A 26,069-nucleotide genomic window follows, 5' to 3' on the forward strand; every position below is an offset into this window, starting at 1 on the left:
CGGCGCTAGCCGTTGCGCGGGTCATGCTTTATTATCCAGCATCTTTTTCAGCCCATCGAGAGGCGTGCGGCCCCTGGGCCGATAACGCGCAGGAAGCCCGGACTAACAAGATGGCAGTAAAACATCCCGCGTTCCGCAAAAAATTCCCACTGCTGGTTACCGGCAGTTTCCTGGCCTTACAGCCCGTATTCAGCCTACAGTCCTTTGCCGCCGAGCAATATGATTGCCAGGCTTCGCCAACGGGCAGCTGGGCCTGCGCGCCGAAATCAGCGGCCAGCGCCCTGCCTCCGCGCCCGGTGCACAGCCGCGATGCTGTCAGCACGGGCGGCGCCACCAGCGAGGCCGTAGCCAAGCAGGACGCGGCACCGGTGCTGGTTACCGAGAGCAAGGGCCGCGCCCTCGCCTCGCGTAGCCCTGACTACAGTCACCTGGACTGGGTTCCGCGCGACAAGTTGACTGCCGCGCAACTGGCCGAGGCCGGTCCGTACTGTGCAGGTGCCTATGTCGAGCCGCTGCGTCCGGGCATGGATGACACCACGCCGCTGGACGAGTCGCCGATGTTCGTTTCAGCCAAGGCCTCGCGCTTCGAGCAGGAAAAGCAGATCGCCACCCTCGCGGGCGACGTCGTGCTGCGTCAATCCGGCCTGCAGGTCGAGGCCGACGAAGCCAGCCTGCATCAGACGGAAAACCGTGGCGAACTGGTCGGCAACGTGCGCCTGCGCGACAAAGGCACGCTGGTGGTCGGTGATCGCGCCGAGCTGCAACTGGACAACGGCGAAGCCAAGATCGACAACGCCGAGTACGTCATGCACCAGGCCCACGTACGCGGCAGCGCGCTCTACGCCAAGCGTGAAGAGACCGCGATCATCCGCCTCAAGGACGGTACCTATACCCGCTGCGAACCCGGTGACAATGCCTGGCACCTGAAGGGCAACAACATCACCCTGAACCCGGCGACCGGCTTCGGCACCGCGACCAACGTGACGCTGCGGGTCAAGGACATTCCGGTGTTCTATACCCCGTACATCTATTTCCCGATCGATGACCGTCGCCAGTCCGGCTTCCTGCCGCCGAGCCTCGGCACGTCGAGCAGCAACGGTTTCTCGCTGCAAACGCCGTATTACTTCAACCTGGCGCCGAACTACGACGCCACGTTGTACCCGACCTATATGGCCAAACGCGGCCTGCTGATGGAAGGAGAGTTCCGCTACCTGACCGAAAGCAGCGAAGGCCAGGTCGGCGGTGCATGGCTGAATGACGAGGACGACGAGCGCAAACTGCAGTCCGAGTACGAAGATCAGCGCTGGATGTACAGCTGGCAGCACAAGCAGGGCCTGAACTCGCGTCTGCTCGCCGAAGTCGACTACACCGATATCAGCGACCCCTACTACTTCCAGGATCTGAATACCGACCTGGGCATCGACAAGCAAACCTACGTCGACCAACGCGGCACCCTGACCTATCGCGGCGACAGCTACACCGCACGCTTGAATCTGCATGCATACAAGCTGGCCAATATCACCGACGTAACGCCTTATGATCGCCTGCCGCAGATCAACTTGGACGGCAAACTGCCCTTCAATCCGGGCGGCCTGGACTTCACCTATGGCACCGAATACGTGCGTTTCGATCGCAACCTGCGCTCGGGCTTCTTCGTCGACAAAGACGGTGTGACGGGGCGCCCGCAAGACCTCTGGTACGACGAACGACTGGTTGGCCTGGCAAGAGCCGATGGCGAGCGTCTGCACCTCGAGCCTGGTGTTAGCCTGCCGCTGGACTGGTCCTGGGGCTACATCAAGCCGCAGGTCAAGTACCTGCAGACCAACTACGACCTCAGCCTGGATCAGCAGGGCAAGAACACCCTTCTTGCCGAGCAGGAGTACAAGGGTACGCAGAGTCGTGGCGTCGGCCTGTTCAGCCTCGACAGCGGCCTGTACTTCGACCGCAACACCCAGCTGTTCGGCAAGGACTTCCGTCAGACCCTGGAACCGCGCGCCTTCTACCTCTATGTTCCGGAAGAAGACCAGACCGATATCCCGGTATTCGACACTGGCGAACCGACCTTCAGCTACGCCTCGCTGTGGCGCGAGAACCGCTTCAGCGGCAAGGATCGCATCGGCGACGAGAACAAGTTGTCGCTGGGCGTGACCAGCCGCTGGATCGAGCCGAACGGCTTCGAGCGTCAGCGTTTCAGCATTGGTCAGGCCTTCTACTTCGAAGACCGCAAGGTGCAACTGCCAGGCATCGATTACCGCACCCGCGAGGAAGCCACCGCGGACGTGTCGCCTTACGCGTTGGCGTACCTGTATCGCTTCAACCGCGACTGGCGCTTCTCGTCGACCTTCAACTGGGATCCGGACCAGCACGCTACCCGTTCGGGCAGCGCGATGTTCCACTACCAGCCAGAAGACAACCCGGGAAAGATCGTCAACTTCGGCTATCGCTATCGTAACGACACCGTGCGTTATGACCGTGACAGCGGTACCTGGACCACCAACCCGGACTACGGCAACGCGACCCTGGACAACGGGCAACCGAACCCCAACTACATCAAGAACTACTACAAGATCGACCAGCATGACTTCTCCGTCATCTGGCCGCTGGCTCCGCAGTGGAGCCTGATCTCGCGCTGGCAGTACGACTATGGCCGCAACCGCACGCTCGAAGCCTTCGGTGGTTTCGAATACGACAGTTGCTGCTGGAAGCTGCGCCTGATCAACCGCTACTGGATCGATTACGACGAAGTCAGCCTCGACCCATCGCGCAACGACGAGCCAGACCGCGGCATCTTCCTGCAGATCGTCCTCAAGGGCCTCGGCGGCGTTGTTGGCAACAAGGTGGAAACTTTCCTCGACCAAGGCATTCAAGGTTACCGTGAACGTGAAGACCAAGCTTTCTGATTGCCTGCGCCCCCTGCTGTTGGGCGCAGTCCTGCTGGCGGCAACGGCTCAGGCCCAGGTTCGCCCACTGGATCGCGTCGTGGCCATCGTCGACAACGACGTGGTCATGCAGAGCCAACTCGATGCTCGCCTGCGTGAAGTGCAACAAACCATCGACAAGCGTGGCGGCTCTCTGCCGCCCGAGCATGTACTCAGCCAACAGGTGCTCGAACGTCTGATCATCGAGAACATCCAGCTGCAGATCGGTGAACGCTCCGGCATCCGTATCACCGACGAAGAGCTGAACCAGGCCATGGGCACCATTGCCCAGCGCAACGGCATGAGTCTGGAGCAGTTCCGCGAAGCGCTGGCACGTGACGGCCTGTCCTATGCCGATGCGCGTGACCAGGTTCGCCGCGAGATGATCATCAGCCGCGTGCGCCAGCGTCGTGTGGCCGAGCGCATCCAGGTCACCGACCAGGAAGTGCAGAACTTCCTCGCCTCCGACCTGGGCAAGATGCAGCTGTCGGAAGAGTTCCGCCTGGCCAACATCCTGATTCCGGTTTCCGAGGGGGCATCCTCCAGCGAAATCCAGGCGGCCGACCGTCAGGCGCAGGAGCTGTACCAGCAACTGCAGCAGGGCGCGGACTTCGCTCAACTGGCGGTCTCCCGCTCTGCCAGCGAGAACGCCCTGGAAGGCGGCGAAATGGGCTGGCGCAAAGCCGGTCAGCTGCCGCCGCCATTCGACACCATGATCAGTCAGCTGAACCCGGGCGAAGTTACCGAGCCGGTGCGTACACCGGGCGGCTTCATCATCCTCAAGCTGATCGAGAAGCGCGGCGGCGATACCCAGGTGCGCGACGAAGTGCATGTGCGCCACATCCTGATCAAGCCCAGCGAAATTCGCAGTGAAGCAGAAACCCGCCGATTGGTGGAGCGCCTGTATCAGCGTATTCTCGCCGGGGAAGACTTTGCCGAACTGGCGAAGAATTTCTCCGAAGATCCAGGCTCTGCGCTCAATGGTGGCGACCTGAACTGGATCGACCCGAACGCATTGGTGCCCGAGTTCCGCGAGGTGATGAACAACACCGCCAGTGGCGAGCTGTCCAAACCGTTCAAGAGCCCTTACGGCTGGCATGTGCTGCAGGTTCTGGGGCGCCGCGCCACGGACAACAGCGAGGAGTTCCGCAAGCAACAGGCTGCCAATCTGCTGCGCAACCGCAAGTACGACGAAGAGCTGCAGGCCTGGCTGCGCCAGATCCGCGACGAAGCCTACGTCGAGACCAAGCTGTAACAGCGTTATCGCGTAGCAAAGCCCGGCCCCAGTGCCGGGCTTTTTCGTTATTGGCCCGCCAGCGTAAACTGGCCCTCCGCGCCCATACAGACAGAGAACGACCATGACTGCGCAGCAATGCTTTGCCCTCACCCCAGGCGAGCCCGCCGGCATCGGCCCCGATCTCTGCCTGCTGCTGGCTCAGCAGGCCCAGCCCGCGCCCCTGGTCGCCATCGCCAGCCGCCACTTGCTGGCAGAGCGCGCCCAGCAGTTGGGTTTGTCCATCGAACTGCTCGCGGTCGATGCGCAGCAATGGCCCGAGCGACCTGCAGCGGCAGGCACCCTGTACGTCTGGGATACGCCACTGGCAGCCCAGGTAACCCCAGGCCAACTGAACCCCACCAACGCCGCTTACGTGCTGGAAACCCTCACCCGCGCGGGTCAGGGCTGCCTGGATGGCAGCTTTGCCGGAATGATCACGGCGCCCGTGCACAAAGGCGTGATCAACGAAGCGGGCATCGCCTTCTCCGGCCACACCGAGTTTCTCGCCGAACTGACCCATACCCAGCAGGTAGTGATGATGCTGGCGACCCGTGGCTTGCGCGTGGCACTGGTCACCACGCACCTGCCACTGAAGGATGTCGCTGCCGCCATCACCGCCGAGCGTCTGGAACGCGTCACCCGCATCCTGCATGCGGATCTGCAAGACAAGTTCGGCATCGCCCAGCCGCGCATTCTGGTCTGCGGGCTCAATCCACACGCAGGCGAAGGCGGCCATCTGGGCCGCGAGGAAATCGAGATCATCGAGCCGACGCTGGAGCGCCTGCGTGCGCAAGGCATGAACCTGATCGGCCCGCTGCCAGCCGACACCCTGTTCACCCCGAAGTATCTGGAACATGCCGATGCCGTATTGGCCATGTACCACGACCAAGGCCTGCCGGTACTCAAGTTCAAGGGCTTCGGCGCCGCGCTGAACGTCACCCTGGGCCTGCCGATCATCCGCACCTCGGTGGACCATGGCACGGCGCTGGATCTGGCCGGCACCGGCAAGGTGGACATCGGCAGCCTGCAGGTCGCACTGGAAACCGCCTACCAGATGGCCGCCAGCCGCAGGCAATGACCCGCTGAGACCAAGGCCCGCGCCCGCAGGGCCATTCGCTGGTAGACTGTGCGACTTTCTTTTTTGCATCCAGCCTCGAGCACCACGCCTCGAGGCGCTGCGCGGAGCCGTACATGTCCGAATACCAACACCGCGCGCGCAAGCGCTTTGGCCAGAACTTCCTGCATGACGCCGGGGTGATCGACCGCATCCTGCGCGCCATTCGCGCCAAGGAAGGCGAGCGCCTGCTGGAGATCGGCCCTGGCCAGGGCGCCCTGACCGAAGGCCTGCTGGGCAGCGGCGCGCAACTCGACGTGATCGAACTCGACCTCGACCTGATCCCGATCCTGCAAGCCAAGTTCGGCAGCAACCCGCGTTTTCAACTCAATCAGGGCGACGCGCTGAAGTTCGACTTCGCCCGCCTCGACGCGGCGCCACGCAGCCTGCGCGTGGTCGGCAACCTGCCCTACAACATCTCCACACCGCTGATTTTCCACCTGCTGGACAACGCAACGCTGATTCGCGACATGCACTTCATGCTGCAAAAGGAAGTGGTCGAGCGTATGGCTGCAGGCCCGGGCGGCGGCGATTGGGGCCGTCTGTCGATCATGGTGCAGTACCACTGCCGCGTGGAACACCTGTTCAACGTTGGCCCTGGTGCCTTCAACCCGGCGCCGAAGGTCGACTCGGCCATCGTGCGCCTGGTGCCGCATGAGACGCTGCCACATCCGGCCAAGGACCACCGCCTGCTCGAACGCGTCGTGCGCGAAGCCTTCAACCAGCGCCGCAAGACCCTGCGCAACACGCTCAAGCAACTGATGCCGGCCGACGCCATCGAGGCAGCGGCTGTCGACGGCAGCCTGCGCCCCGAGCAGCTGGACCTGGCCGCCTTCGTTCGTCTGGCCGATCAACTGGCTCTGCAGCCTTCTGCTGCGCAGGACTAAACTGCAATCACGCCCAACGGATCATTCGCATGTCCGACCCTCGTTATCAGATCGACGTCAGCGTCACCACTCGCTACCTGGCCGCGCAATCGCAGCCGGAGCAGAACCGCTACGCGTTCTCCTACACCGTGACCATCGTCAATAACGGCGAGCTAGCGGCCCAGTTGCTGTCGCGTCACTGGATCATCACCGACGGTGACGGTCGCGTGCAGGAAGTCCGCGGCGCTGGCGTAATCGGCCAGCAGCCGCACATTGAGCCCGGCGCCAGCCACACCTACAACAGCGGCACCGTCATGGCCACCCAGGTCGGCACCATGCAGGGCAGCTACCAGATGCTCGCCGAGGACGGCAAACGCTTCGACGCGACCATCGCGCCGTTCCGCCTGGCTGTACCGGGGGCACTTCACTGATGGCGGTGTACGCCGTCGGCGACCTCCAGGGTTGCCTGAAGCCGCTCAAGTGCCTGCTCGAGCAGGTGTCTTTCGATCCGACGCATGACCAGCTGTGGCTGGTGGGTGATCTGATCAACCGCGGCCCGCAGTCGCTGGAAACCCTGCGTTTTCTCTACTCCATTCGCCATGCAGTCACCTGCGTGCTGGGCAACCACGACCTACATCTGCTGGCGGTGGCGCACAACATCGAGCGACTGAAGAAAGGCGATACCCTGCGCGAGATACTCGACGCCCCGGATCGCAACGACCTGCTCGACTGGCTGCGCCGGCAGAAACTGGTACACCACGACGCCGAGCGCAAGGTGACCCTGGTGCATGCCGGCATCCCGCCGCAATGGACACTGAGCAAGGCGCTGCGCCGCGCCGCCGAAGTCGAAGAGGCGCTGCGTGACGATGCCCGCCTGCCACTGTTTCTCGATGGCATGTACGGCAACGAACCGGCCAAGTGGAACAAGGAACTGCACGGCGTAACCCGCCTGCGGGTGATCACCAACTATTTCACCCGTATGCGCTTCTGCAAGGCCGACGGCACGCTGGACCTCAAGAGCAAGGAAGGCGTCGGCAGCGCACCGCCAGGCTTCGCCCCCTGGTTCAGCCATCCGCAGCGCAAGATGCGCGGCGAGAAGATCATCTTCGGCCACTGGGCATCGCTGGAAGGCAACTGCGCGGAGCCCGGCCTCTATGCACTGGACACCGGCTGCGTGTGGGGCGGTGCGATGACCCTGCTCGACGTCGACAGCGGAGAACTTCGCCGCTGCACCTGTCCCAAGGAATAAGCGCCCGAGGCGCCCCCAAGAATCACGCAAAGGCCACGAACATGAGCGAATTCAAGCGAATCTCCCCGCAACAGGCACAAGAGTTGCGCGCCCAGGGCGCCGTGGTGGTCGACATCCGCGACCCCCACAGCTTCGCCAATGGCCATATCAGCGGCTCGCGCCACCTGGACAACCACTCGCTGCACGACTTCATCAGCCACGCCGACCTCGACGCGCCGCTGATCGTCTCCTGCTACCACGGCAACTCCAGCCAGAGCGCGGCGGCCTATCTGGTCGGCCAGGGCTTCTCCGAGGTCTACAGCCTCGACGGCGGCTTCGAGCTGTGGCGCGCTACCTACCCAAGCGAGACCGCACAAAGTTCCGAAGAATAAATTTGTGCAGGCGGTAAGCCGCGCCCGCTCTGGCCTGCCGCCACTTCCCGACGTACGGTAACATCCAGTTATCGTTGTCCTGCCCTTGACGCTCTGCAGAACGAACTATTCTGTTACTCAGGCCATCCCACTGAAGGTAGAGCCGGCAAACCGGCATCGGGCCATCGGTAACGACTTTTAGGTTTTGGGGGATTCTTCCCGACTCATATCCGAGCCGGGGTTACCCAGCACCTGCACGCACGACCGATCCCGAGCCAGCTTTCAGCATCGAGCGAGGTGAAGTCATGAGCATTTTCAGTCACTTCCAACAACGTTTCGAGGCGACCCGCCAGGAGGAGTACTCGCTGCAGGAGTACCTCGAACTGTGCAAACAGGATCGCAGCGCTTACGCCACTGCGGCCGAACGCCTGCTGATGGCCATTGGCGAACCGGAACTGCTGGACACCTCCAGCGATTCGCGGCTGTCACGCATCTTCTCCAACAAGGTCATCCGCCGTTATCCGGCCTTTGCCGACTTCCATGGCATGGAAGAATGTATCGACCAGATCGTCTCCTACTTCCGTCATGCCGCGCAGGGCCTGGAAGAGAAGAAGCAGATCCTCTATCTGCTCGGCCCGGTGGGCGGCGGCAAATCCTCGCTGGCCGAGAAGCTCAAGCAACTGATGGAGAAAGTGCCCTTCTATGCCATCAAGGGCTCGCCGGTCTTCGAGTCGCCGCTGGGACTGTTCAACGCCACCGAGGACGGCGCGATCCTCGAAGAGGACTACGGCATCCCGCGCCGCTACCTCAGCTCGATCATGTCGCCCTGGGCCACCAAGCGCCTGCAGGAGTTCGGCGGTGACATCAGTCAGTTCCGCGTGGTCAAACTCTACCCGTCGATCCTCAACCAGATCGCCGTGGCCAAGACCGAGCCGGGCGACGAGAACAACCAGGACATCTCCGCCCTGGTCGGCAAGGTGGATATCCGCAAGCTGGAGGAATACCCGCAGAACGATGCCGACGCCTATAGCTACTCGGGTGCGCTATGCCGGGCCAACCAGGGCCTGATGGAATTCGTCGAGATGTTCAAGGCACCGATCAAGGTGCTGCACCCCCTGCTGACCGCCACCCAGGAAGGCAACTACAACAGCACCGAAGGCCTCGGCGCGATTCCCTACAGCGGCATCCTGCTGGCCCACTCCAACGAATCGGAGTGGCACAGCTTCCGCAACAACAAGAACAACGAGGCGTTCATCGACCGTATCTACATCGTCAAGGTGCCGTACTGCCTGCGCGTGACCGACGAGATCAGGATCTACGACAAGCTGCTGATCAACAGCTCGCTGGCCAAGGCCCATTGCGCGCCCGACACCCTGAAGATGCTCGCCCAGTTCTCCACCCTGTCGCGCCTGAAAGAGCCGGAGAACTCCAACATCTACTCGAAGATGCGCGTCTACGACGGCGAAAACCTCAAGGATACCGACCCGAAAGCCAAGTCGATCCAGGAATACCGTGACAGCGCCGGCGTCGATGAAGGCATGAACGGTCTGTCGACCCGCTTCGCCTTCAAGATCCTGTCCAAGGTGTTCAACTTCGACCCACACGAAATCGCCGCCAACCCGGTGCACCTGCTCTACGTGCTGGAGCAGCAGATCGAGCAGGAACAGTTCCCCGCCGAGGTCCGCGAGCGCTACCTGCGCTACATCAAGGAATACCTGGCGCCGCGCTACATCGAATTCATCGGCAAGGAAATTCAGACCGCTTACCTGGAGTCCTACAGCGAGTACGGGCAGAACATCTTCGACCGCTACGTGCTGTACGCCGACTTCTGGATTCAGGATCAGGAATACCGCGACCCGGAAACCGGCGAAATCCTCAACCGTGTGGCGCTCAACGAGGAGCTGGAGAAGATCGAGAAGCCAGCTGGCATCAGCAACCCGAAGGATTTTCGCAACGAGATCGTCAACTTCGTGCTGCGCGCCCGCGCCAACAACAACGGCAAGAACCCCACCTGGCTCAGCTACGAGAAGCTGCGCGTGGTGATCGAGAAGAAAATGTTCTCCAACACCGAGGACCTGCTCCCGGTCATCAGCTTCAACGCCAAAGGCAGCAAGGAGGATCAGCAGAAACACAACGACTTCGTCAAACGCATGGTCGAGCGTGGCTACACCGAGAAGCAGGTGCGCCTGCTGTCGGAGTGGTACCTGCGGGTTCGCAAGTCTCAGTAAGCCCTGTCCGGCGCGCGCGGCGCGCTGGGTCATTCGCTGCCCGCCTGTGTTTACGGGCGGGCTAGGGAGATGTCATGAGCTACGTGATCGACCGGCGCCTCAACGGCAAGAACAAGAGCACGGTGAACCGCCAGCGCTTTCTGCGGCGTTATCGTGAACACATCAAGAAGGCGGTGGAGGACGCCGTCAGCCGACGCTCCATCACCGATATGGAGCACGGCGAGCAGATCAGCATTCCCGGACGCGATATCGACGAGCCGGTGCTGCATCATGGTCGCGGCGGCAAGCAGACCATCGTCCACCCCGGTAACAAGGAGTTCACCACCGGCGAACGCATTCCGCGCCCGCAAGGCGGTGGCGCGGGGCGTGGCAGCGGCAAGGCGAGCAACTCCGGCGAAGGCATGGACGAGTTCGTGTTCCAGATCACCCAGGAGGAGTTCCTCGACTTCATGTTCGAGGACCTGGAGCTGCCCAACCTGGTCAAGCGCCACCTGACCGGGGCAGAAACCTTCAAGACCGTGCGCGCCGGCATCAGCAACGAGGGCAACCCCTCACGCATCAACATCGTCCGCACCTTGCGCTCAGCCCATGCACGGCGCATCGCCCTGTCCGGCTCCAGCCGCGCCAAACTGCGCGAAGCCAAGGCCGAACTGGAACGTCTGCGCAGGGAAGAGCCAGATAACTTCGGCGATATCCAGGCGCTGGTAGAGGAGATCGAACGGCTCAGCGCCCGCATTCACCGCGTGCCCTTCCTCGACACCTTCGACCTCAAGTACAACCTGCTGACCAAGCAACCCAACCCCAGCTCCAAGGCGGTGATGTTCTGCCTGATGGACGTGTCCGGCTCCATGACCCAGGCCACCAAGGATGTGGCCAAGCGCTTCTTCATCCTTCTGTACCTGTTCCTCAAGCGCAACTACGACAAGATCGATGTGGTCTTCATCCGCCACCACACCAGTGCCAAGGAAGTGGACGAGGAAGAGTTCTTCTACTCCCGCGAAACCGGCGGCACCATCGTCTCCAGTGCGCTGAAGCTGATGCAGGAAGTGATGGCCGAGCGCTACCCGATCAACGAGTGGAATATCTACGCCGCCCAGGCGTCGGACGGCGACAACTGGAACGACGACTCGCCGGTATGCCGGGATATATTGATCAACCAGATCATGCCGTTCGTGCAGTACTTCACCTACGTCGAGATCACCCCACGTGAGCACCAGGCGCTGTGGTTCGAGTACGAACAGGTGGCCGAGGCCTACGCCGACAGCTTCGCCCAGCAGCAACTGGTGTCCGCCGCGGACATCTACCCGGTATTCCGCGAACTGTTCCAGCGTCGCCTGGTGAGTTAAGAACCTGCTCAGGACCTTGCGGGCTAGAGGCATGCAAGGCACGAGCAGGCGAGAAAGCGCAGCAGGTCGTAAATAGGTTCTGAGAGGGCCACGCCATGAGCGCCACCGCCAAGAAACGTCAACCGATCTCCACTGGGTCGGAGTGGACCTTCGACCTGATCCGCCAGTACGACAAGGAAATCGCGCGCATCGCCGAACGCTATGCGCTGGACACCTACCCCAACCAGATCGAAGTGATCACCGCCGAGCAGATGATGGATGCCTACGCCTCGGTCGGCATGCCGCTGGGCTATCACCACTGGTCGTACGGCAAGCACTTCCTGGCCACCGAAAAAGGCTACAAGCGCGGGCAGATGGGCCTGGCCTACGAGATCGTGATCAACTCCGACCCCTGCATCGCCTACCTGATGGAGGAGAACACCATCTGCATGCAGGCACTGGTGATCGCCCACGCCTGCTACGGCCATAACAGCTTCTTCAAGGGCAACTACCTGTTCCGCACCTGGACCGACGCCAGCTCGATCATCGATTACCTGGTCTTCGCCAAGCAGTACATCATGCAGTGCGAGGAGCGTTACGGTATCGACGCGGTGGAAGAACTGCTGGATTCCTGCCATGCCCTGATGAACTACGGCGTCGACCGCTACAAGCGCCCCTATCCCATCTCCGCCGAGGAAGAGCGGCGGCGCCAGAAGGAGCGCGAGGAGCACCTGCAGAAACAGATCAACGACTTGTGGCGCACCATTCCCAAAAGTGCGGACAAGGGCGGCGAGAAGGACAACAAGCGTTTCCCCGCCGAACCGCAGGAAAACATCCTCTACTTCCTGGAAAAACACGCGCCCCTGCTCGAACCCTGGCAGCGCGAAGTGATCCGCATCGTGCGCAAGATCGCCCAGTACTTCTACCCGCAGCGCCAGACCCAGGTGATGAACGAAGGCTGGGCCACCTTCTGGCACTACACCCTGATGAACGACCTGTACGACGAAGGCCTGGTTACCGACGGCTTCATGATGGAGTTCCTGCAGTCGCACACCAGCGTGGTCTACCAGCCACCGTTCGACAGCCCCTACTACAGCGGCATCAACCCCTACGCGCTGGGTTTTGCCATGTACCGCGACATCCGCCGTATCTGCGAGGAACCCACCGAAGAGGACAAACGCTGGTTCCCGGATATCGCCGGCAGTGACTGGCTGACTACGCTCAAATTCGCCATGAACAGCTTCAAGGACGAGAGCTTCATCCTGCAGTTCCTCTCACCCAAGGTGATCCGCGACTTCAAGCTGTTCGGCATCCTGGACGACGACCAGAAGGACGAACTGCTGGTGCCGGCCATTCACGACGAGCCCGGCTACCGCACCATCCGCGAGTTGCTCGCAGCACAGTACAACCTGGGTAACCGCGAGCCCAATGTGCAGATCTGGAACATCGACCGCCGTGGCGACCGCTCGCTGACCCTGCGCCACCAGCAGCACGACCGCAAGCCGCTGGGCGAGTCCACCGGCGAGGTGCTCAAGCACCTGCATCGGCTCTGGGGTTTCGATATCCACCTGGAGGTGTGTCAGGGTGACCAGTTGATCACCACCCAACATGTTCCACCGCGTAGCAACTCGGAGAACGACAGCGAATACCCGCGGCTGGATCTGATCATTCCACCCATTTGATCGGTTGCCGGGTATGGCTGAGGCCATCAGCATCGAGGCAGACTCCGCGAGATGCCGTGCATGCGCCTATTTCTTGTCATTCTCCTGTGCCTGGGGCTGGCCACTTGTACCAGCCATATCCCCCAGGCACGCATCCTCAACCCTGGCGACGCCTCACTCGCCGGGCGTCCCAGTTTCGAGCTGATCGATCCGCAGGCCAGCCTGGAGGGCGACGCGCCCTTCCCCGAGCGCTATCACCAACTGCCGCGCCTGTTGCGTCATGGTCTTTCCACCCGCGGCTATCACGAGAGCCAGCAGCCGCAACTGCGTGTCTATTACTGGCTGGCCGTGCAGGACGGCCCGCTGCTGTTCAAGGCCGACGTTCCGCCGCCCAACCCGCTCGGCCCTTATCAGGCCATCCATCGCTTGCGTGACGAGACCGGCACCTTGCGCCTGCGCCTGACCGATCTCAATGGGCGCATCCTCTGGGAAGGGCTGATCAGCACTGGTCTGAGCCCAGCACGCGACAGCGCCGAACTGCTGGGGCGTGCCGTTCAGGTGCTGACGGAACAGATCCCCCTGGCCAGGCCTTAGCGCGGCGCAGCGTGCCGCGTTCTTCGGTATCCTCTGCGCTCAGTGGAGGAACACACATGCAGATCTACAAAGTTGGCGGCGCAGTCCGTGATCGCCTGCTCGGCCGCCCTGTCAGTGAAGTGGACTGGGTCGTGGTCGGCGCCAGTGCAGAACAGATGCAGGAACTCGGCTACCGCCCGGTTGGCGCCGATTTCCCGGTATTCCTGCACCCGCAGACGGGCGAGGAGTACGCCCTGGCCCGCACCGAGCGCAAGAGCGGCCGTGGCTATGGTGGCTTCACCTTCCACGCCAGCCCCGACGTCACGCTGGAGCAGGACCTGATCCGCCGCGACCTGACCGTCAATGCCATGGCCGAGGACGATGCAGGCAACCTGATCGATCCCTACGGCGGCCAGCAGGACCTTGCCGCTCGCCTCCTGCGCCACGTTTCCCCGGCATTCGCCGAAGATCCGCTGCGTGTTCTGCGCGTCGCCCGCTTCGCCGCGCGTTATGCGCCGCTCGGTTTCAGTGTCGCGCCAGAAACTCTCGAACTGATGCGCCAGCTGGCCGATTCCGGCGAACTGGGCCACCTCACCGCCGAGCGTAGCTGGAAGGAAATATCCCGCGCGCTGATGGAGCCGCGCCCCGAGGTATTCGTCCAGGTGCTGCGCGACTGCGGCGCATTGGCCGCCCTGCTGCCGGAAGTGAACGACCTGTTCGGCGTGCCGCAACCGCAGGCGCATCACCCGGAAGTGGATACCGGGGTGCACGTGCTGAGCGTGCTGTACCAGTGCGCAGAGCACGACCAACCGCTGAACGTGCGCTGGGCGTGCCTGCTGCATGACGTGGGCAAAGGCCTGACGCCAGAGGACGAGTGGCCACGTCATATCGCCCACGAGCACAGAGGGCTTGCCCTGATCCAGGCGGTCAACGAACGCTGCAAGGCACCACGCGACTGCGCCGAACTGGCACTGCTGGTCGGCGAGTTTCACACCCATGGCCACCGCGCCCTGGAGCTACGCCCTTCGACACTCCTGGAGCTACTACAGCGCTTCGACGTGTTCCGCCGCCCGCAACGTTTCGCCGAGTTCGTCGCCGCCTGCGAGATGGATGCACGCGGTCGCCTGGGCTTGGAGCAACGCCAGTACCCGCAGGCCGCCTACCTGTTGGGCGCCGCCGAGAGCGCACGCCAGGTGCCGGTCAAACCGCTACTGGAGAAGGGATTCAAGGGCGCGGAGTTGGGCGAAGCGCTCAATCGCGAGCGTCTGAATGCACTCAAGGCCTACAAGGAACAGCACTCCTCGTAGGAGCGGCTGGGCGGCATTCCGTTTCAGCCGCGATCACCACAGCTCCGCGGCCCGCTTTTTCGCGGATAAATCCGCTCCTACCGATCGTGCTCCCAAGCACATACGGTGTAGGAATGGCTCTTGTGTAGGAGATTCATTCGCGATCCTGGCGGGCACTCTGTCGCCAATTTTCGCGGATAAATCCGCCGCCACCGGTCGAGTCCGGCTACGACGAGTGCGCCTGCAACAGCTCAGCGGGCGTCAGCTCGGCGCCACGCCACTGGAAGGCCGCCGGCCACAGCTGCTGATCGATCTGCGCAGACGCCCACAACTGCGCGAACGAACGCCCATCGACTGGATGGCATACCTCGGGAGCCAGCAGAGCCAGCGGTCTGAGCACGAAAGCATTCTTGAGAATTTCCGCGCGCGGCAGGATCAGGCCGTTGTAGTTGCCGACCTGCTCGCCATACAGCAGCACGTCGATGTCCAGCGGCAGCCCCTTGCGCTCCGGCGCGTAGCGGCCATTGTCGGCCTCGATGAACTTCAACCGGCGGTCCAGCTCCAGCAACGGCAGCTCCGTCTCACCCACCACCACCAAATTGAAGAAGTTGCCGCTCTTGATGCCCACGGCGTGGCTCTCGAACACCGGCGAGCAGCGCATATCGCAGAGCAGCCCGGCCAACGCCTCGAGGCCGGCGACAAGATGAGCCTCGCGCTCGATGTTGCTGCCGAGGCCGAGAAACACCCGAGTCAGAGGCATCCGCGCTCGATCTCCACGCCCACACCACCGCGTGCAGCGGGAACCGCACCAGGCTTGGTCAGTTTCAGGCGCATCCAGGGAATGTTGAATTCTTCCATCAGGGTCTGAACCAGACGCTCGGCGAAGGTTTCGACCAGGATGAACTGCGAATCGGCGGCGAACGCCTGAATGCGCGTGGACACGCTGGCGTAGTCGAGCGCCAGGTTGAGGTCGTCACCGGCTGCAGCCGGCCGGTTGTCCCAGCCCATCTGCAGGTCCAGGCGCAGGCACTGGCGAATGTCGCGCTCCCAATCGTAGGCGCCGATCACCGTATCGACCTCCAGCCCCTCGATAAATACTCTGTCCACCCGCACTCTCCGCGCCACGACAAGGGCGCTGCACCTCGTTAGAATCGGACCACCCCATGCCTAGGAATGGCCCCCATGTTCTGGCTTCTGGCAATCCTTGCCTACCTGCTCGGTTCGTTGTCCTTCGCCATCCTGCTCAGCCGACTTGCAGGCGGGCCTGACCCGCGCGCCAGTGGCTCGGGCAACCCCGGCGCCACCAACATGCTGCGCGTCGCCGGCAAGAAGCTCGCCGTCATGACGCTGATCGGCGATCTGTTCAAGGGTCTGCTCCCGATCCTGATCGCCAAGCTGCTCGGCCTCAGCCTGCATCAGCAAGCCTGGATCGGCCTGGCAGCCGTCGTTGGCCACCTCTACCCGCTGTACTTCCGCTTTCGCGGCGGCAAGGGCGTAGCCACTGCCGCCGGCATGCTGCTAGGCCTCTATCCGCCGGCCGCCTTGCTCGCCCTGACGGCATGGGCCCTGGTGTTCCTGCTCACCCGCACCAGCTCGCTGGCCTCACTGATCGCCACGCCGCTGACGCTCCCCCTGCTGGCCTGGCAGCAACCAGCCGCCTTGCTGCCAGCTTGCGTGCTGACCGCACTGATCGTCTGGCGACATCGCCGCAATCTGCGCGATCTGTTCGCCGGTAGCGAACGGCGTTTTTAAGCAACCTGCTGGAAAGAAAATCGCGGCTGAAGCCGCGCCCACAGGGCTTAGGCTCAATTAAATCGCCGGCAGCGACTCCATCGGCCAGCGCGCCTGCACCTTGATCGCCAGGTCCTCATGCTGCCCGGCCAGCAAACGCTGGCAACCGGCGTAGGCGATCATCGCGCCATTGTCGGTACAGAAACGCGGCCGCGCATAGAACACCTTGCCCTTCATCTCGCCCAGCATGCGCTCCAGATGCTCGCGCAACGCCTTGTTGGCGCTCACGCCGCCGGCGATCACCAGGCTCTTCAGCCCGCTCTGCTTGAGCGCGCGCTTGCACTTGATGGTCAGAGTCTCGACTACTGCCTGCTGGAAGGCCAGCGCGATGTCGCGACGGGCTTGGTCGAGGTCGTCACTGCTGTCGCGGCATTGTTGCCAGGTATTCAGGGCGAATGTCTTCAGGCCGCTGAAGCTGAAATCCAGGCCCGGACGATCAGTCATCGGCCGCGGGAAGACGAAACGCCCCGGCGTGCCCTGCTCGGCCAGCTTAGCTATTTCCGGCCCCCCCGGATAATTCAGCCCCATCAGCTTGGCAGTCTTGTCGAAGGCTTCACCGGCGGCGTCGTCCAGCGACTCACCGAGCAACTGGTACTGACCGATGCCATCGACTCGTACCAGCTGGGTGTGCCCGCCGGACACCAACAAGGCGACGAACGGAAAGGCTGGCGGCTGCTCTTCCAGCATCGGTGCCAGCAGATGACCTTCCATATGGTGTACGCCAACCGCCGGCACGCCCCAGGCAAAGGCCAGCGCCTGGGCGCAGGACGCACCGACCAGCAGCGCGCCGACCAGCCCGGGGCCCGCCGTGTAGGCCAGCGCGTCGATATCGCTGGCCTGCTTGCCCGCCTCATCCAGCACCTGGCGGATCAGCGGCAACATGCGTTTGACGTGGTCGCGCGAGGCCAATTCGGGCACTACGCCACCGTAAACGCGATGCAGGTCGATCTGGCTGAACAGGGCGTCAGCCAGCAGGCCGCGCTCACTGTCATAGAGTGCGACACCGGTTTCATCGCAGGAGGTTTCCAATCCCAGTACGAGCATGGAGCTTGAGCCTTGATTTGCCGCGTGGAACAAAGGCGCGCATGATAAGCGCCGCCCGGCGGAGCGGCCAGTGCTTTTCGATCAGAGGCCTTTGCATTCCTCGGCTCGAAACGGTAACATCCGCAACCCTTAAAAACCGACGCACCCCGAGCCACATTGCCGGGTACGCGTTAACCCGGTAATTAAAGATAGGTACGACCTGGATGCCAGCCGTCAAAGTTAAAGAGAACGAACCCTTCGACGTAGCCCTGCGTCGTTTCAAGCGCTCCTGCGAAAAAGCCGGTGTACTGGCTGAAGTTCGTAGCCGCGAATTCTACGAAAAGCCGACCGCTGAGCGTAAGCGCAAGGCCGCTGCCGCTGTTAAGCGTCACGCCAAGAAAGTGCAGCGCGAGCAGCGCCGCAGCGTTCGCCTGTACTAATACAGTACAAGCAGCGCTCGAATGCCCGGCTTCGGCCGGGCATTGCATTTACAGAACTCCGCTTCGCCAGCCGGCGAATGGTCGGAGTTTTTTGCATTTGTACCAATCCGCTGTCCGGCGCCCGTGCCGAGCAGTATCCTGAGCGCCTATGGCCGGCCTGATTCCGCAATCCTTCATCGATGATCTGCTCAACCGCACCGACATCGTCGATGTGGTGAGTTCGCGCATCCAGCTGAAAAAGACCGGCAAGAACTACAGCGCCTGCTGTCCTTTCCACAAGGAAAAGACCCCCTCCTTCACCGTCAGCCCGGACAAGCAGTTCTACTACTGTTTCGGCTGCGGCGCCGGCGGCAATGCCCTCGGCTTCGTCATGGACCACGATCAACTGGAGTTCCCCCAGGCGATCGAGGAACTGGCCAAGCGCGCCGGCATGGACGTACCGCGCGAAGAAAGCGGGCGCGGACACAAACCCCGGCAGCCGGTGGACTCACCGCTCTACCCGCTGCTCAATGCCGCCGCCGAGCACTATCGCCAGGCCCTGAAAAGTCACCCGCAGCGTAAATACGCCGTGGACTACCTCAAGGGCCGCGGCCTGACCGGCGAGATCGCCCGCGACTTCGGCATCGGTTTCGCCCCGCCCGGCTGGGACAACCTGCTCAAGCAACTGGGCGCCGACGCCCTGCAGCAGAAAGTGATGATCGACGCCGGCCTGCTGATCGAGAACGCCGAGAACGGCAGGCGCTACGACCGCTTCCGCGACCGCATCATGTTCCCCATCCGCGACAGCCGCGGCCGGGTGATCGCCTTCGGCGGCCGGGTTCTGGGCGACGACAAGCCCAAGTACCTCAACTCACCGGAAACCCCGGTGTTCCACAAGGGCCAGGAACTCTACGGCCTGTACGAGGCACGCAAGCACAACCGCGACCTCGACGAGATCATGGTGGTCGAAGGCTACATGGACGTCATCGCCCTGGCCCAGCAAGGGTTGCGCAATGCCGTGGCAACCCTGGGCACCGCCACCAGCGAAGAACACCTCAAGCGCCTGTTCCGCATCGTGCCCAGCGTATTGTTCTGCTTCGATGGTGACGCTGCCGGGCGCAATGCCGCCTGGCGCGCCCTGGAGTCGACCCTGTCGAGCCTGCAGGACGGCCGCCGCGCGCGTTTTCTGTTCCTGCCCGACGGCGAGGACCCGGACACCCTGGTGCGCGCCGAGGGCACCGACGCCTTCCGCGCCCGCATCAACCAGCACGCCCAACCGCTGGCCGACTACTTCTTCCAGCAGCTTTGCGAAGAGGCCGACCCGCGCTCACTGGAAGGCAAGGCGCACCTGGTGACCCTAGCCGCACCGCTGATCGACAAGATTCCCGGCAACAACTTGCGCGCCCTGATGCGCCAGCGCCTGAGCGAGATCACCGGCCTGTCCGGCGAAGCCCTGAGCCAGGTCGTCAGCGCTCCGCGCAGCCACGCCCCCGCCCCCACCAGTCAGGCGACCGGCGGCGATTACCCGGATTACGGCGATATTCCCGACAGCGCCTACTACGACAACCTGCCGGACGTCGGCGGTTACGAGCAGCCCGCACCGCCCCAGCAGCACTACGAGCGCAGTAACGAAGGCGGCAAAGGCAGCTGGAAAAAAGATGCCAGCGGCAAGTGGAACAACAAAAAGGGCAAGGGTGACTTCGCCCCACGTGCCCCACGCACGGCGGTGAGCGTCGAATCACCGCACCTGATCGCCCTACGCACCTTGCTGCACCATCCGCACCTGGCGCAAAAGGTCGAAGATGTCAGCCATTTCGCCGACGAAGACGACACCTATGCCCAGCTTCTCGTGGCCTTGGTCGGCGCACTGCAGAAAGCGCCCAACCTGCGTTCGCTGCAACTGATCGCCCGCTGGCACGGCACCGAACAAGGTCGCCTGCTGCGGGCGCTGGCGGAGAAGGAATGGCTGATCCAGGGCGACAACCTTGAACAGCAGTTTTTCGACACCATTACTACACTTGCAAACAGTCAATCGCAGAGGCGGCGTGAAAAGGCGCTCCGCAGCATCATTCATAAAAGCCCCAGCGAGCTCACCGACGAGGAGAAGACATTGCTCAGAGAGCACTACAGCTTGACCTCCTCCCAGAGCAGCAAGTCCCCAACTGGCGCCTAAAGCGCAAGCTGAGGTATAATCCTCGGCTTGTTTTCAGCCCGCCAAGACCTTCAGTGGATAGGGTGTTATGTCCGTAAAAGCGCAGCAGCAATCTCGTATCAAAGAGTTGATCACCCTGGGTCGTGAGCAGAAGTATCTGACTTACGCAGAGGTCAACGACCACCTGCCGGAAGATATTTCCGATCCTGAGCAGGTGGAAGACATCATCCGCATGATCAATGACATGGGGATCCCGGTACACGAGAGTGCTCCGGACGCAGACGCCCTGATGCTGGCCGATGCCGACACCGACGAGGCTGCAGCCGAAGAAGCTGCTGCCGCCCTCGCCGCCGTCGAGACCGATATCGGCCGCACCACTGACCCGGTGCGCATGTACATGCGCGAAATGGGCACCGTGGAACTGCTGACCCGCGAAGGCGAGATCGAAATCGCCAAACGCATCGAGGAAGGCATCCGCGAAGTCATGAGCGCCATCGCTCACTTCCCCGGCACCGTCGACGGCATCCTCGCCGAGTACACCCGCGTCACCACCGAGGGCGGCCGCCTGGCCGAAGTACTCAGTGGCTACATCGACCCGGATGACGGCAACGTGCCTGACGAAGCCGCCGCCCCCGTTCCCGTCAAGGAAGGCGCCGCCGCTGAAGAAAGCGACGACGAAGAAGAGGACGACAGCGGCGACGACGAGGAAGAAGAAGGCGATGGCGGCCCGGACCCGGAAGAAGCGGCTCGCCGTTTCAATGCCGTGGCCGAGCAGCAGGACAAAGTCCAGAAGGCCCTGAAGAAGCATGGTCGTGGCAGCAAGCAGGCCATCGAAGAGCTGGCCGCACTGGCCGAGCTGTTCATGCCGATCAAGCTGGTGCCCAAGCAATACGACGCACTGGTCATTCAGGTCCGCGACGCGCTCGACCGCCTGCGTACGCAAGAACGCGCCATCATGCAGCTGTGCGTACGTGATGCGCGCATGCCGCGTGCCGACTTCCTGCGCCTGTTCCCGGGCAACGAAGTCGACATGGACTGGGCCGGTGATCTGGCCAAGGGCAAGGCCAAGTACGCCGAAGCCCTGGGCAACCTGCAGGCCGATATCAAGCGCTGCCAGCAGAAGCTTGCCGATCTGGAAGCCGAGTGCAGCCTGACCCTGGCCGAGATCAAGGACATCAACCGCCGTATGTCCATCGGTGAGGCGAAAGCTCGCCGCGCCAAGAAGGAAATGGTCGAGGCCAACCTGCGCCTGGTCATCTCCATCGCCAAGAAGTACACCAACCGCGGTCTGCAGTTCCTCGACCTGATCCAGGAAGGCAACATCGGCCTGATGAAGGCGGTGGACAAGTTCGAATACCGTCGCGGCTACAAGTTCTCGACCTACGCCACCTGGTGGATTCGCCAGGCGATCACCCGCTCGATCGCCGACCAGGCGCGCACCATCCGTATTCCGGTGCACATGATCGAGACCATCAACAAGCTCAACCGCATCTCCCGTCAGATGCTGCAGGAAATGGGTCGCGAGCCCACGCCCGAAGAGCTGGGTGAGCGCATGGAAATGCCCGAGGACAAGATCCGCAAGGTATTGAAGATCGCCAAAGAGCCGATCTCCATGGAAACCCCGATTGGCGACGACGAAGATTCGCACCTGGGCGACTTCATCGAGGACAGCACCATGCAGTCCCCGATCGACGTAGCCACGGTCGAAAGCCTCAAGGAAGCCACTCGCGAAGTGCTGGCCGGCCTCACTGCCCGTGAAGCCAAGGTCCTGCGCATGCGCTTCGGTATCGACATGAACACCGACCACACCCTCGAGGAAGTGGGCAAGCAGTTCGATGTCACCCGTGAGCGTATCCGTCAGATCGAAGCCAAGGCGCTGCGCAAGCTGCGCCACCCGACGCGAAGCGAGCATCTGCGCTCCTTCCTCGACGAGTGATACCAAACCCCCGGCCCAGGCCGGGGGTTTTGCTTTGCGGGCAATCGCCGCGCAATGACGCTCACACACAGTGGCCGCGCAGCAAGTGCGATCAAACTGCCATCCGTGCATCGACCGGTCTACACTGCGACGATACTGATCTCGAAACGAGGCCGTTATGCCCCGCTTGCCGGCCATTGTGCTGTTGTGCCTGGCGTACTGGATGACCCCGGCTCTAGCCCTGACACTCACCGAGGAAGAGCGCAGCTGGCTGGCAGCTCACCCCCAACTGCGCCTGGGTGTCGATGCTTCCTGGCCCCCCTTCGAATTTCGTGACGCGCAGGACAATTATCAGGGCCTGACCGCCGACTATGTCCGACTGATCGAAGCGCGCCTTGGCGTCGAGCTGCAACCCGTCGAGGCCAGCAGTTGGAGCTCGACACTGGAGCAGACGCGCAGGGGCCAGATTGACCTGCTTCCCGGCGTGATGTCCACGCCCGAACGCCAGGAATACCTGAGCTTCACCCGTCCCTACCTGGACTTCCCCATCATCATCCTGTCCCGCTCCGGCGGGCCACAGCCCAAGCAGCTCCAAGACCTGTATGGCCTCAAGGTTGCCGTCGTCCAGGACTACGCGCCACACGAACTGCTGCGCCAGCGACACCCCGACCTCAGCCTGCTGCCAATGCGCAGTGTCGCCGCAGCGCTGCAGACACTGGCGACCGGCCAGGCCGACGCGATGGTCGGCGACCTCGCCTCCAGCGTCTGGAGCCTGCGCCAGCTCAAGCTCGACGGTCTATACATCAGCGGCGAGACACCCTATCGCTATCAGCTGGCAATGGCCACTCCACGTGGCGAAACCACGCTGATCGGCATTCTCGACCGCCTGTTCGCCGAGCTCAGTGCCGAGGAAATCGCCCGTCTGCAGCAGCCCTGGGTCGGCAGCGTGCTGGACCAGCGCGCGCTCTGGCATCGGGCCCTGCTCTATGGCCTGCCCGCCCTGCTTGCGCTGCTGGCCGTCATCGCCATCATCCTGCGCATCAACCATCGCCTGAAACGGGAGATGCGCAACCGTGAAGCGCTGGAACAGGAACTGCGCAGCAGCGAAAAGCACTTTCGCGACATGGTCGAAAGCCTCTCGGCCATTACCTGGGAAACCGAGTCCAGCGCGCTCACCTACACCTACGTCTCGCCTCACGCGGAAACACTGCTCGGCTACCCTCTGCACGAATGGCTCGAGCCCGGTTTCTGGCAACGCCACCTGCACCCGGACGATTACCAGCACACCCTGCGCAGCTGCCTGGAACAATGCGCGGCCGGCAAGGACCACACCCTGGAATACCGCCTGCTCGCTGCCGATGGGCGCACCGTCTGGGTACGCGACATCGTCACCCTGCTGCAACGTGACGACCGCCAGGTCATACGTGGCCTGATGATCGACATCAGCGATGCCAAGCAGACCGAGCAGGCCCTGCGCCTGTCGGAACAGAAGTTCGCCTCGGTATTCCAGCAGTGCCCGGACATCCTGCTCATCTCCCGCCGAGACGACGGCGTACTGCTGGAGACCAACGCCGCCTTCACCGAACAGACCGGCGTCAGCGCCGAACAGGCCGTCGGCAAGACCGCCACAGAACTCGACCTGTGGGGCGTGCCCGGCATCGGCCCGAGCATGCGCCTGCGCTTGCAGGAAGAAAGCCTGCGCAACCTGGAAATGCCCTTCCGCCGCGCCGATGGCAGCCTGTTCACCGGCCTGCTCTCGGCCAGCCCATTCGTCCTCGACAACACCCCGGCACTGGTCGTGGTGGTGCGCGACATCAGCCAGCTCAAGGCCACCCAGCAGCAACTGCAGATATCCGAGGAGAAATTCGCCAAGGCCTTCCATGCCTCGCCTGACGGCCTGCTGATCACCCGCCTGCGCGACGGCATGCTGGTGGAGGCCAACGAAGGATTCAGCCATATCACCGGCTACAGCCTCGACGAGATCGGCAAGCACAGCACCCTCAGCCTGGGTATCTGGGCCGATCCGCAGGACCGTGAACGCCTGGTCCGGCAGATTCGCGAACAGGGCAGTGTGCGCGACATGATCGCCCCGGTACGCAACAAGAGCGGTCAGTTGCGCCTCTGCGAACTCTCGGCGCAGCCGCTGCCCATCGGCGGCGACGAATGCCTGCTGACCATCGCCCGCGACATCACCGACCGCCAGCAGATGCAGGAAGAGCTGCTGCAGGCTGCCACCGTGTTCGAGAGCACCGCCGAAGGCGTGCTGATCACCGACCTCGAACAGCGCATCACCGCGGTCAACCGCGCCTTCACCCAGATCACCGGTTACAGCGAGGCCGAAGCACTCGGCCAACGCCCCACCCTGCTCTCCTCTGGTCAGCACGACAACGCCTTCTACGCCGCCATGTGGCACAGCCTCGCGGCTAACGGTCACTGGCAAGGGGAAATCTGGAACCGACGCAAGAACGGCGAGCTGTATCCCGAATGGCTGACCATCAGCGCCGTGCGCAACAGCGACAACCAGATCACCCACTTCGTCGGCGTGTTCGCCGACATCTCCAGCCTCAAGCACGCCCAGGCGCGCCTCGATCATCAGGCCCACCATGACCCGCTGACCGGCCTGCCCAACCGCCTGCTGTTCGAAACGCGCCTGCGCAGCGCCCTCGATGGCTCGCGCGCGGACGACCAGCTCGGCGCCGTGCTGTTCCTCGACCTCGACCGCTTCAAGCAGATCAACGACAGCCTCGGCCATCCGGTCGGCGACCAGCTGCTCAAGGCCATTGCCGCACGCCTGAAGCTGCAACTGCGCGACATCGACACCGTGGCCCGCCTCGGCGGTGACGAGTTCATCATCCTGCTGCCCGGCCTGGCCCAGCCGCAGGACGCCGAACAGGTCGCGCAGAAACTGCTCGAATGCTTTCGCGCACCGTTCCAGCTCGATGACCACGAGTTCTTCATCAGCGCCAGCATCGGCATCAGCCTCTATCCCAAGGACGGCCTCGACGTCGCCACCCTGGTCAAGAACGCCGATGCCGCCATGTACCAATCCAAGGCCAAGGGGCGCAACCGCAGCGAGCTCTACACCCGTGCGTTGACGTTCGAGGTCAACGAACGCATGGCCATGGAACAGGAGCTGCGCCGCGCCCTGGAGCGCAACGAACTGCACCTGCACTACCAGCCCAAATTCTGCCTGCGCAGCCAGAGCCTGGTGGGTGCCGAGGCGCTGGTACGCTGGCCGCACCCGGTATTCGGCGAAATCCCGCCGGACCGCTTCATTCCCGTAGCGGAAGAAAGCGGGCTGATCCTGCCGCTGGGCGACTGGGTACTGGAAGAAGCCTGCCGCCAGCTGCAGCAATGGCAGGAAAGTGGGCACAACTTCGGCACCCTCTCGGTCAACCTCGCCGGCGCCCAGTTGCACCAGCCGAGCCTGCTGCCGCGCATCAGCGAACTGCTGCAGCGCTACGACCTGGCGCCGGAGCTGCTACAGCTGGAGATCACCGAGAACTTCATCATGAACCAGGCGGGCGAAGCGCTGGACCTCCTCCACCGCCTCAAGCAACTCGGCGTACAACTGGCCATCGACGACTTCGGCACCGGTTACTCTTCGCTCAGCTACCTCAAGCGCCTGCCACTGGATGTGCTGAAAATCGACCAGTCATTCATTCGCGGCCTGCCGGACGACCCGCACGACCTGGCGATCACCCGCGCCATCATCGCCCTGGGCAACAGCATGCAACTGACGGTCATCGCTGAAGGCGTGGAAACCAAGGCGCAGGAGCTGTGCCTGGCCGCCGAAGGCTGCCTGCAGATTCAGGGCTACGTGGTCAGCCGCCCGCTCTGTGCAGAGGCCTTCACCCGTAAATTTCTCTCGCCCGGTCAAGCCGTTGGCGCTGACGAGAACGCGCCGGTATAATCCGCCGGCC

The 26,069-nt window shown here is 62.9% G+C and carries 20 protein-coding genes; 17 read left to right on the forward strand and 3 right to left on the reverse strand.

Features of this window, described 5'->3' with window-relative positions; genetic code table 11:
- Positions 1 to 110: 110 nt before the first annotated feature.
- The 12 genes from PCLY_RS22880 to PCLY_RS22935 all read left to right on the forward strand — a co-directional run bounded on the left by PCLY_RS22880 (position 111) and on the right by PCLY_RS22935 (position 14,867).
- Positions 111 to 2,900, forward strand: a complete 2,790-nt coding sequence (locus PCLY_RS22880; RefSeq protein WP_061242635.1) for an LPS-assembly protein LptD — start codon at positions 111 to 113, stop codon at positions 2,898 to 2,900.
- Positions 2,881 to 4,173 carry a peptidylprolyl isomerase gene (locus PCLY_RS22885; protein WP_156458649.1) on the forward strand — a complete coding sequence of 431 codons (1,293 nt, stop codon included), beginning with the start codon at positions 2,881 to 2,883 and terminating at the stop codon, positions 4,171 to 4,173. Before PCLY_RS22880 ends, PCLY_RS22885 begins: the two co-directional genes overlap by 20 nt.
- Before the next feature lie 103 nt (positions 4,174 to 4,276).
- Positions 4,277 to 5,272, forward strand: a complete 996-nt coding sequence (pdxA, locus tag PCLY_RS22890) for a 4-hydroxythreonine-4-phosphate dehydrogenase PdxA (protein WP_061242639.1) — start codon at positions 4,277 to 4,279, stop codon at positions 5,270 to 5,272.
- A gap of 113 nt (positions 5,273 to 5,385) precedes the next feature.
- Entirely contained in the window at positions 5,386 to 6,195 is an 810-nt protein-coding gene (rsmA, locus tag PCLY_RS22895; RefSeq protein WP_061242641.1) for a 16S rRNA (adenine(1518)-N(6)/adenine(1519)-N(6))-dimethyltransferase RsmA, read from the forward strand.
- A gap of 29 nt (positions 6,196 to 6,224) precedes the next feature.
- Positions 6,225 to 6,605 carry a Co2+/Mg2+ efflux protein ApaG gene (gene apaG / locus PCLY_RS22900; protein WP_061242643.1) on the forward strand — a complete coding sequence of 127 codons (381 nt, stop codon included), beginning with the start codon at positions 6,225 to 6,227 and terminating at the stop codon, positions 6,603 to 6,605.
- The gene (locus tag PCLY_RS22905; RefSeq protein WP_061242645.1) at positions 6,605 to 7,423 is read left to right on the forward strand and encodes a symmetrical bis(5'-nucleosyl)-tetraphosphatase; all 819 of its coding nucleotides are present in this window, start codon (positions 6,605 to 6,607) and stop codon (positions 7,421 to 7,423) included. The genes apaG and PCLY_RS22905 overlap by 1 nt, the downstream gene beginning before the upstream one ends.
- Before the next feature lie 41 nt (positions 7,424 to 7,464).
- Positions 7,465 to 7,794 (forward strand): thiosulfate sulfurtransferase GlpE, encoded by a 330-nt coding sequence (glpE, locus tag PCLY_RS22910; RefSeq protein WP_061242647.1) that lies wholly within the window; start codon positions 7,465 to 7,467, stop codon positions 7,792 to 7,794.
- A 284-nt stretch (positions 7,795 to 8,078) separates the two neighbouring features.
- Entirely contained in the window at positions 8,079 to 10,001 is a 1,923-nt protein-coding gene (locus tag PCLY_RS22915; protein ID WP_061242649.1) for a PrkA family serine protein kinase, read from the forward strand.
- Positions 10,002 to 10,075: 74 nt separating this feature from the next.
- Positions 10,076 to 11,347 carry a YeaH/YhbH family protein gene (locus PCLY_RS22920; protein WP_061242651.1) on the forward strand — a complete coding sequence of 424 codons (1,272 nt, stop codon included), beginning with the start codon at positions 10,076 to 10,078 and terminating at the stop codon, positions 11,345 to 11,347.
- Between the two features lie 95 nt (positions 11,348 to 11,442).
- Positions 11,443 to 13,008 (forward strand): SpoVR family protein, encoded by a 1,566-nt coding sequence (locus PCLY_RS22925; RefSeq protein WP_061242653.1) that lies wholly within the window; start codon positions 11,443 to 11,445, stop codon positions 13,006 to 13,008.
- 60 nt (positions 13,009 to 13,068) lie between these two features.
- Positions 13,069 to 13,581, forward strand: coding sequence for a hypothetical protein (locus PCLY_RS22930; protein WP_061242817.1), 513 nt, complete (start codon positions 13,069 to 13,071; stop codon positions 13,579 to 13,581).
- Between the two features lie 56 nt (positions 13,582 to 13,637).
- Positions 13,638 to 14,867, forward strand: coding sequence for a multifunctional CCA addition/repair protein (locus PCLY_RS22935; protein WP_061242655.1), 1,230 nt, complete (start codon positions 13,638 to 13,640; stop codon positions 14,865 to 14,867).
- A gap of 205 nt (positions 14,868 to 15,072) precedes the next feature.
- On the opposite strand, the gene folK is transcribed toward PCLY_RS22935, so the two are convergent.
- Positions 15,073 to 15,606, reverse strand: coding sequence for a 2-amino-4-hydroxy-6-hydroxymethyldihydropteridine diphosphokinase (folK, locus tag PCLY_RS22940; protein ID WP_061242657.1), 534 nt, complete (start codon positions 15,604 to 15,606; stop codon positions 15,073 to 15,075).
- Complete coding sequence (gene folB / locus PCLY_RS22945) at positions 15,597 to 15,953, reverse strand: dihydroneopterin aldolase (protein WP_061242659.1); 357 nt, start codon at positions 15,951 to 15,953, stop codon at positions 15,597 to 15,599. The genes folK and folB overlap by 10 nt, the downstream gene beginning before the upstream one ends.
- A 75-nt stretch (positions 15,954 to 16,028) precedes the next feature.
- On the opposite strand from folB, the gene plsY reads away from it, so the two are divergent.
- Entirely contained in the window at positions 16,029 to 16,598 is a 570-nt protein-coding gene (gene plsY / locus PCLY_RS22950; protein WP_061242661.1) for a glycerol-3-phosphate 1-O-acyltransferase PlsY, read from the forward strand.
- A 57-nt stretch (positions 16,599 to 16,655) separates the two neighbouring features.
- Here the strand turns inward: plsY and tsaD are convergent, their stop codons facing one another.
- A complete protein-coding gene (gene tsaD / locus PCLY_RS22955) occupies positions 16,656 to 17,681 on the reverse strand; it encodes a tRNA (adenosine(37)-N6)-threonylcarbamoyltransferase complex transferase subunit TsaD (protein WP_061242663.1) in 1,026 nt (341 codons plus the stop codon).
- Positions 17,682 to 17,884: 203 nt separating this feature from the next.
- Between tsaD and rpsU the strand changes: the two genes are divergently transcribed.
- From rpsU to PCLY_RS22975, 4 genes are all read left to right on the forward strand, one after another.
- Positions 17,885 to 18,100 (forward strand): 30S ribosomal protein S21, encoded by a 216-nt coding sequence (gene rpsU, locus PCLY_RS22960; protein WP_003290642.1) that lies wholly within the window; start codon positions 17,885 to 17,887, stop codon positions 18,098 to 18,100.
- A gap of 148 nt (positions 18,101 to 18,248) precedes the next feature.
- Positions 18,249 to 20,252: a DNA primase gene (gene dnaG, locus PCLY_RS22965; protein WP_061242665.1), complete on the forward strand. Its 2,004-nt coding sequence runs from the start codon at positions 18,249 to 18,251 to the stop codon at positions 20,250 to 20,252.
- A gap of 67 nt (positions 20,253 to 20,319) precedes the next feature.
- Positions 20,320 to 22,167 (forward strand): RNA polymerase sigma factor RpoD, encoded by a 1,848-nt coding sequence (gene rpoD / locus PCLY_RS22970; protein WP_061242668.1) that lies wholly within the window; start codon positions 20,320 to 20,322, stop codon positions 22,165 to 22,167.
- 157 nt (positions 22,168 to 22,324) lie between these two features.
- Positions 22,325 to 26,059 (forward strand): EAL domain-containing protein, encoded by a 3,735-nt coding sequence (locus PCLY_RS22975; protein ID WP_061242670.1) that lies wholly within the window; start codon positions 22,325 to 22,327, stop codon positions 26,057 to 26,059.
- The last annotated feature ends 10 nt before the right edge of the window (positions 26,060 to 26,069 follow it).

The organism is Ectopseudomonas composti (assembly GCF_001567565.1).
GTDB classification, from domain to species: Bacteria; Pseudomonadota; Gammaproteobacteria; order Pseudomonadales; family Pseudomonadaceae; genus Aquipseudomonas; species Aquipseudomonas composti_A.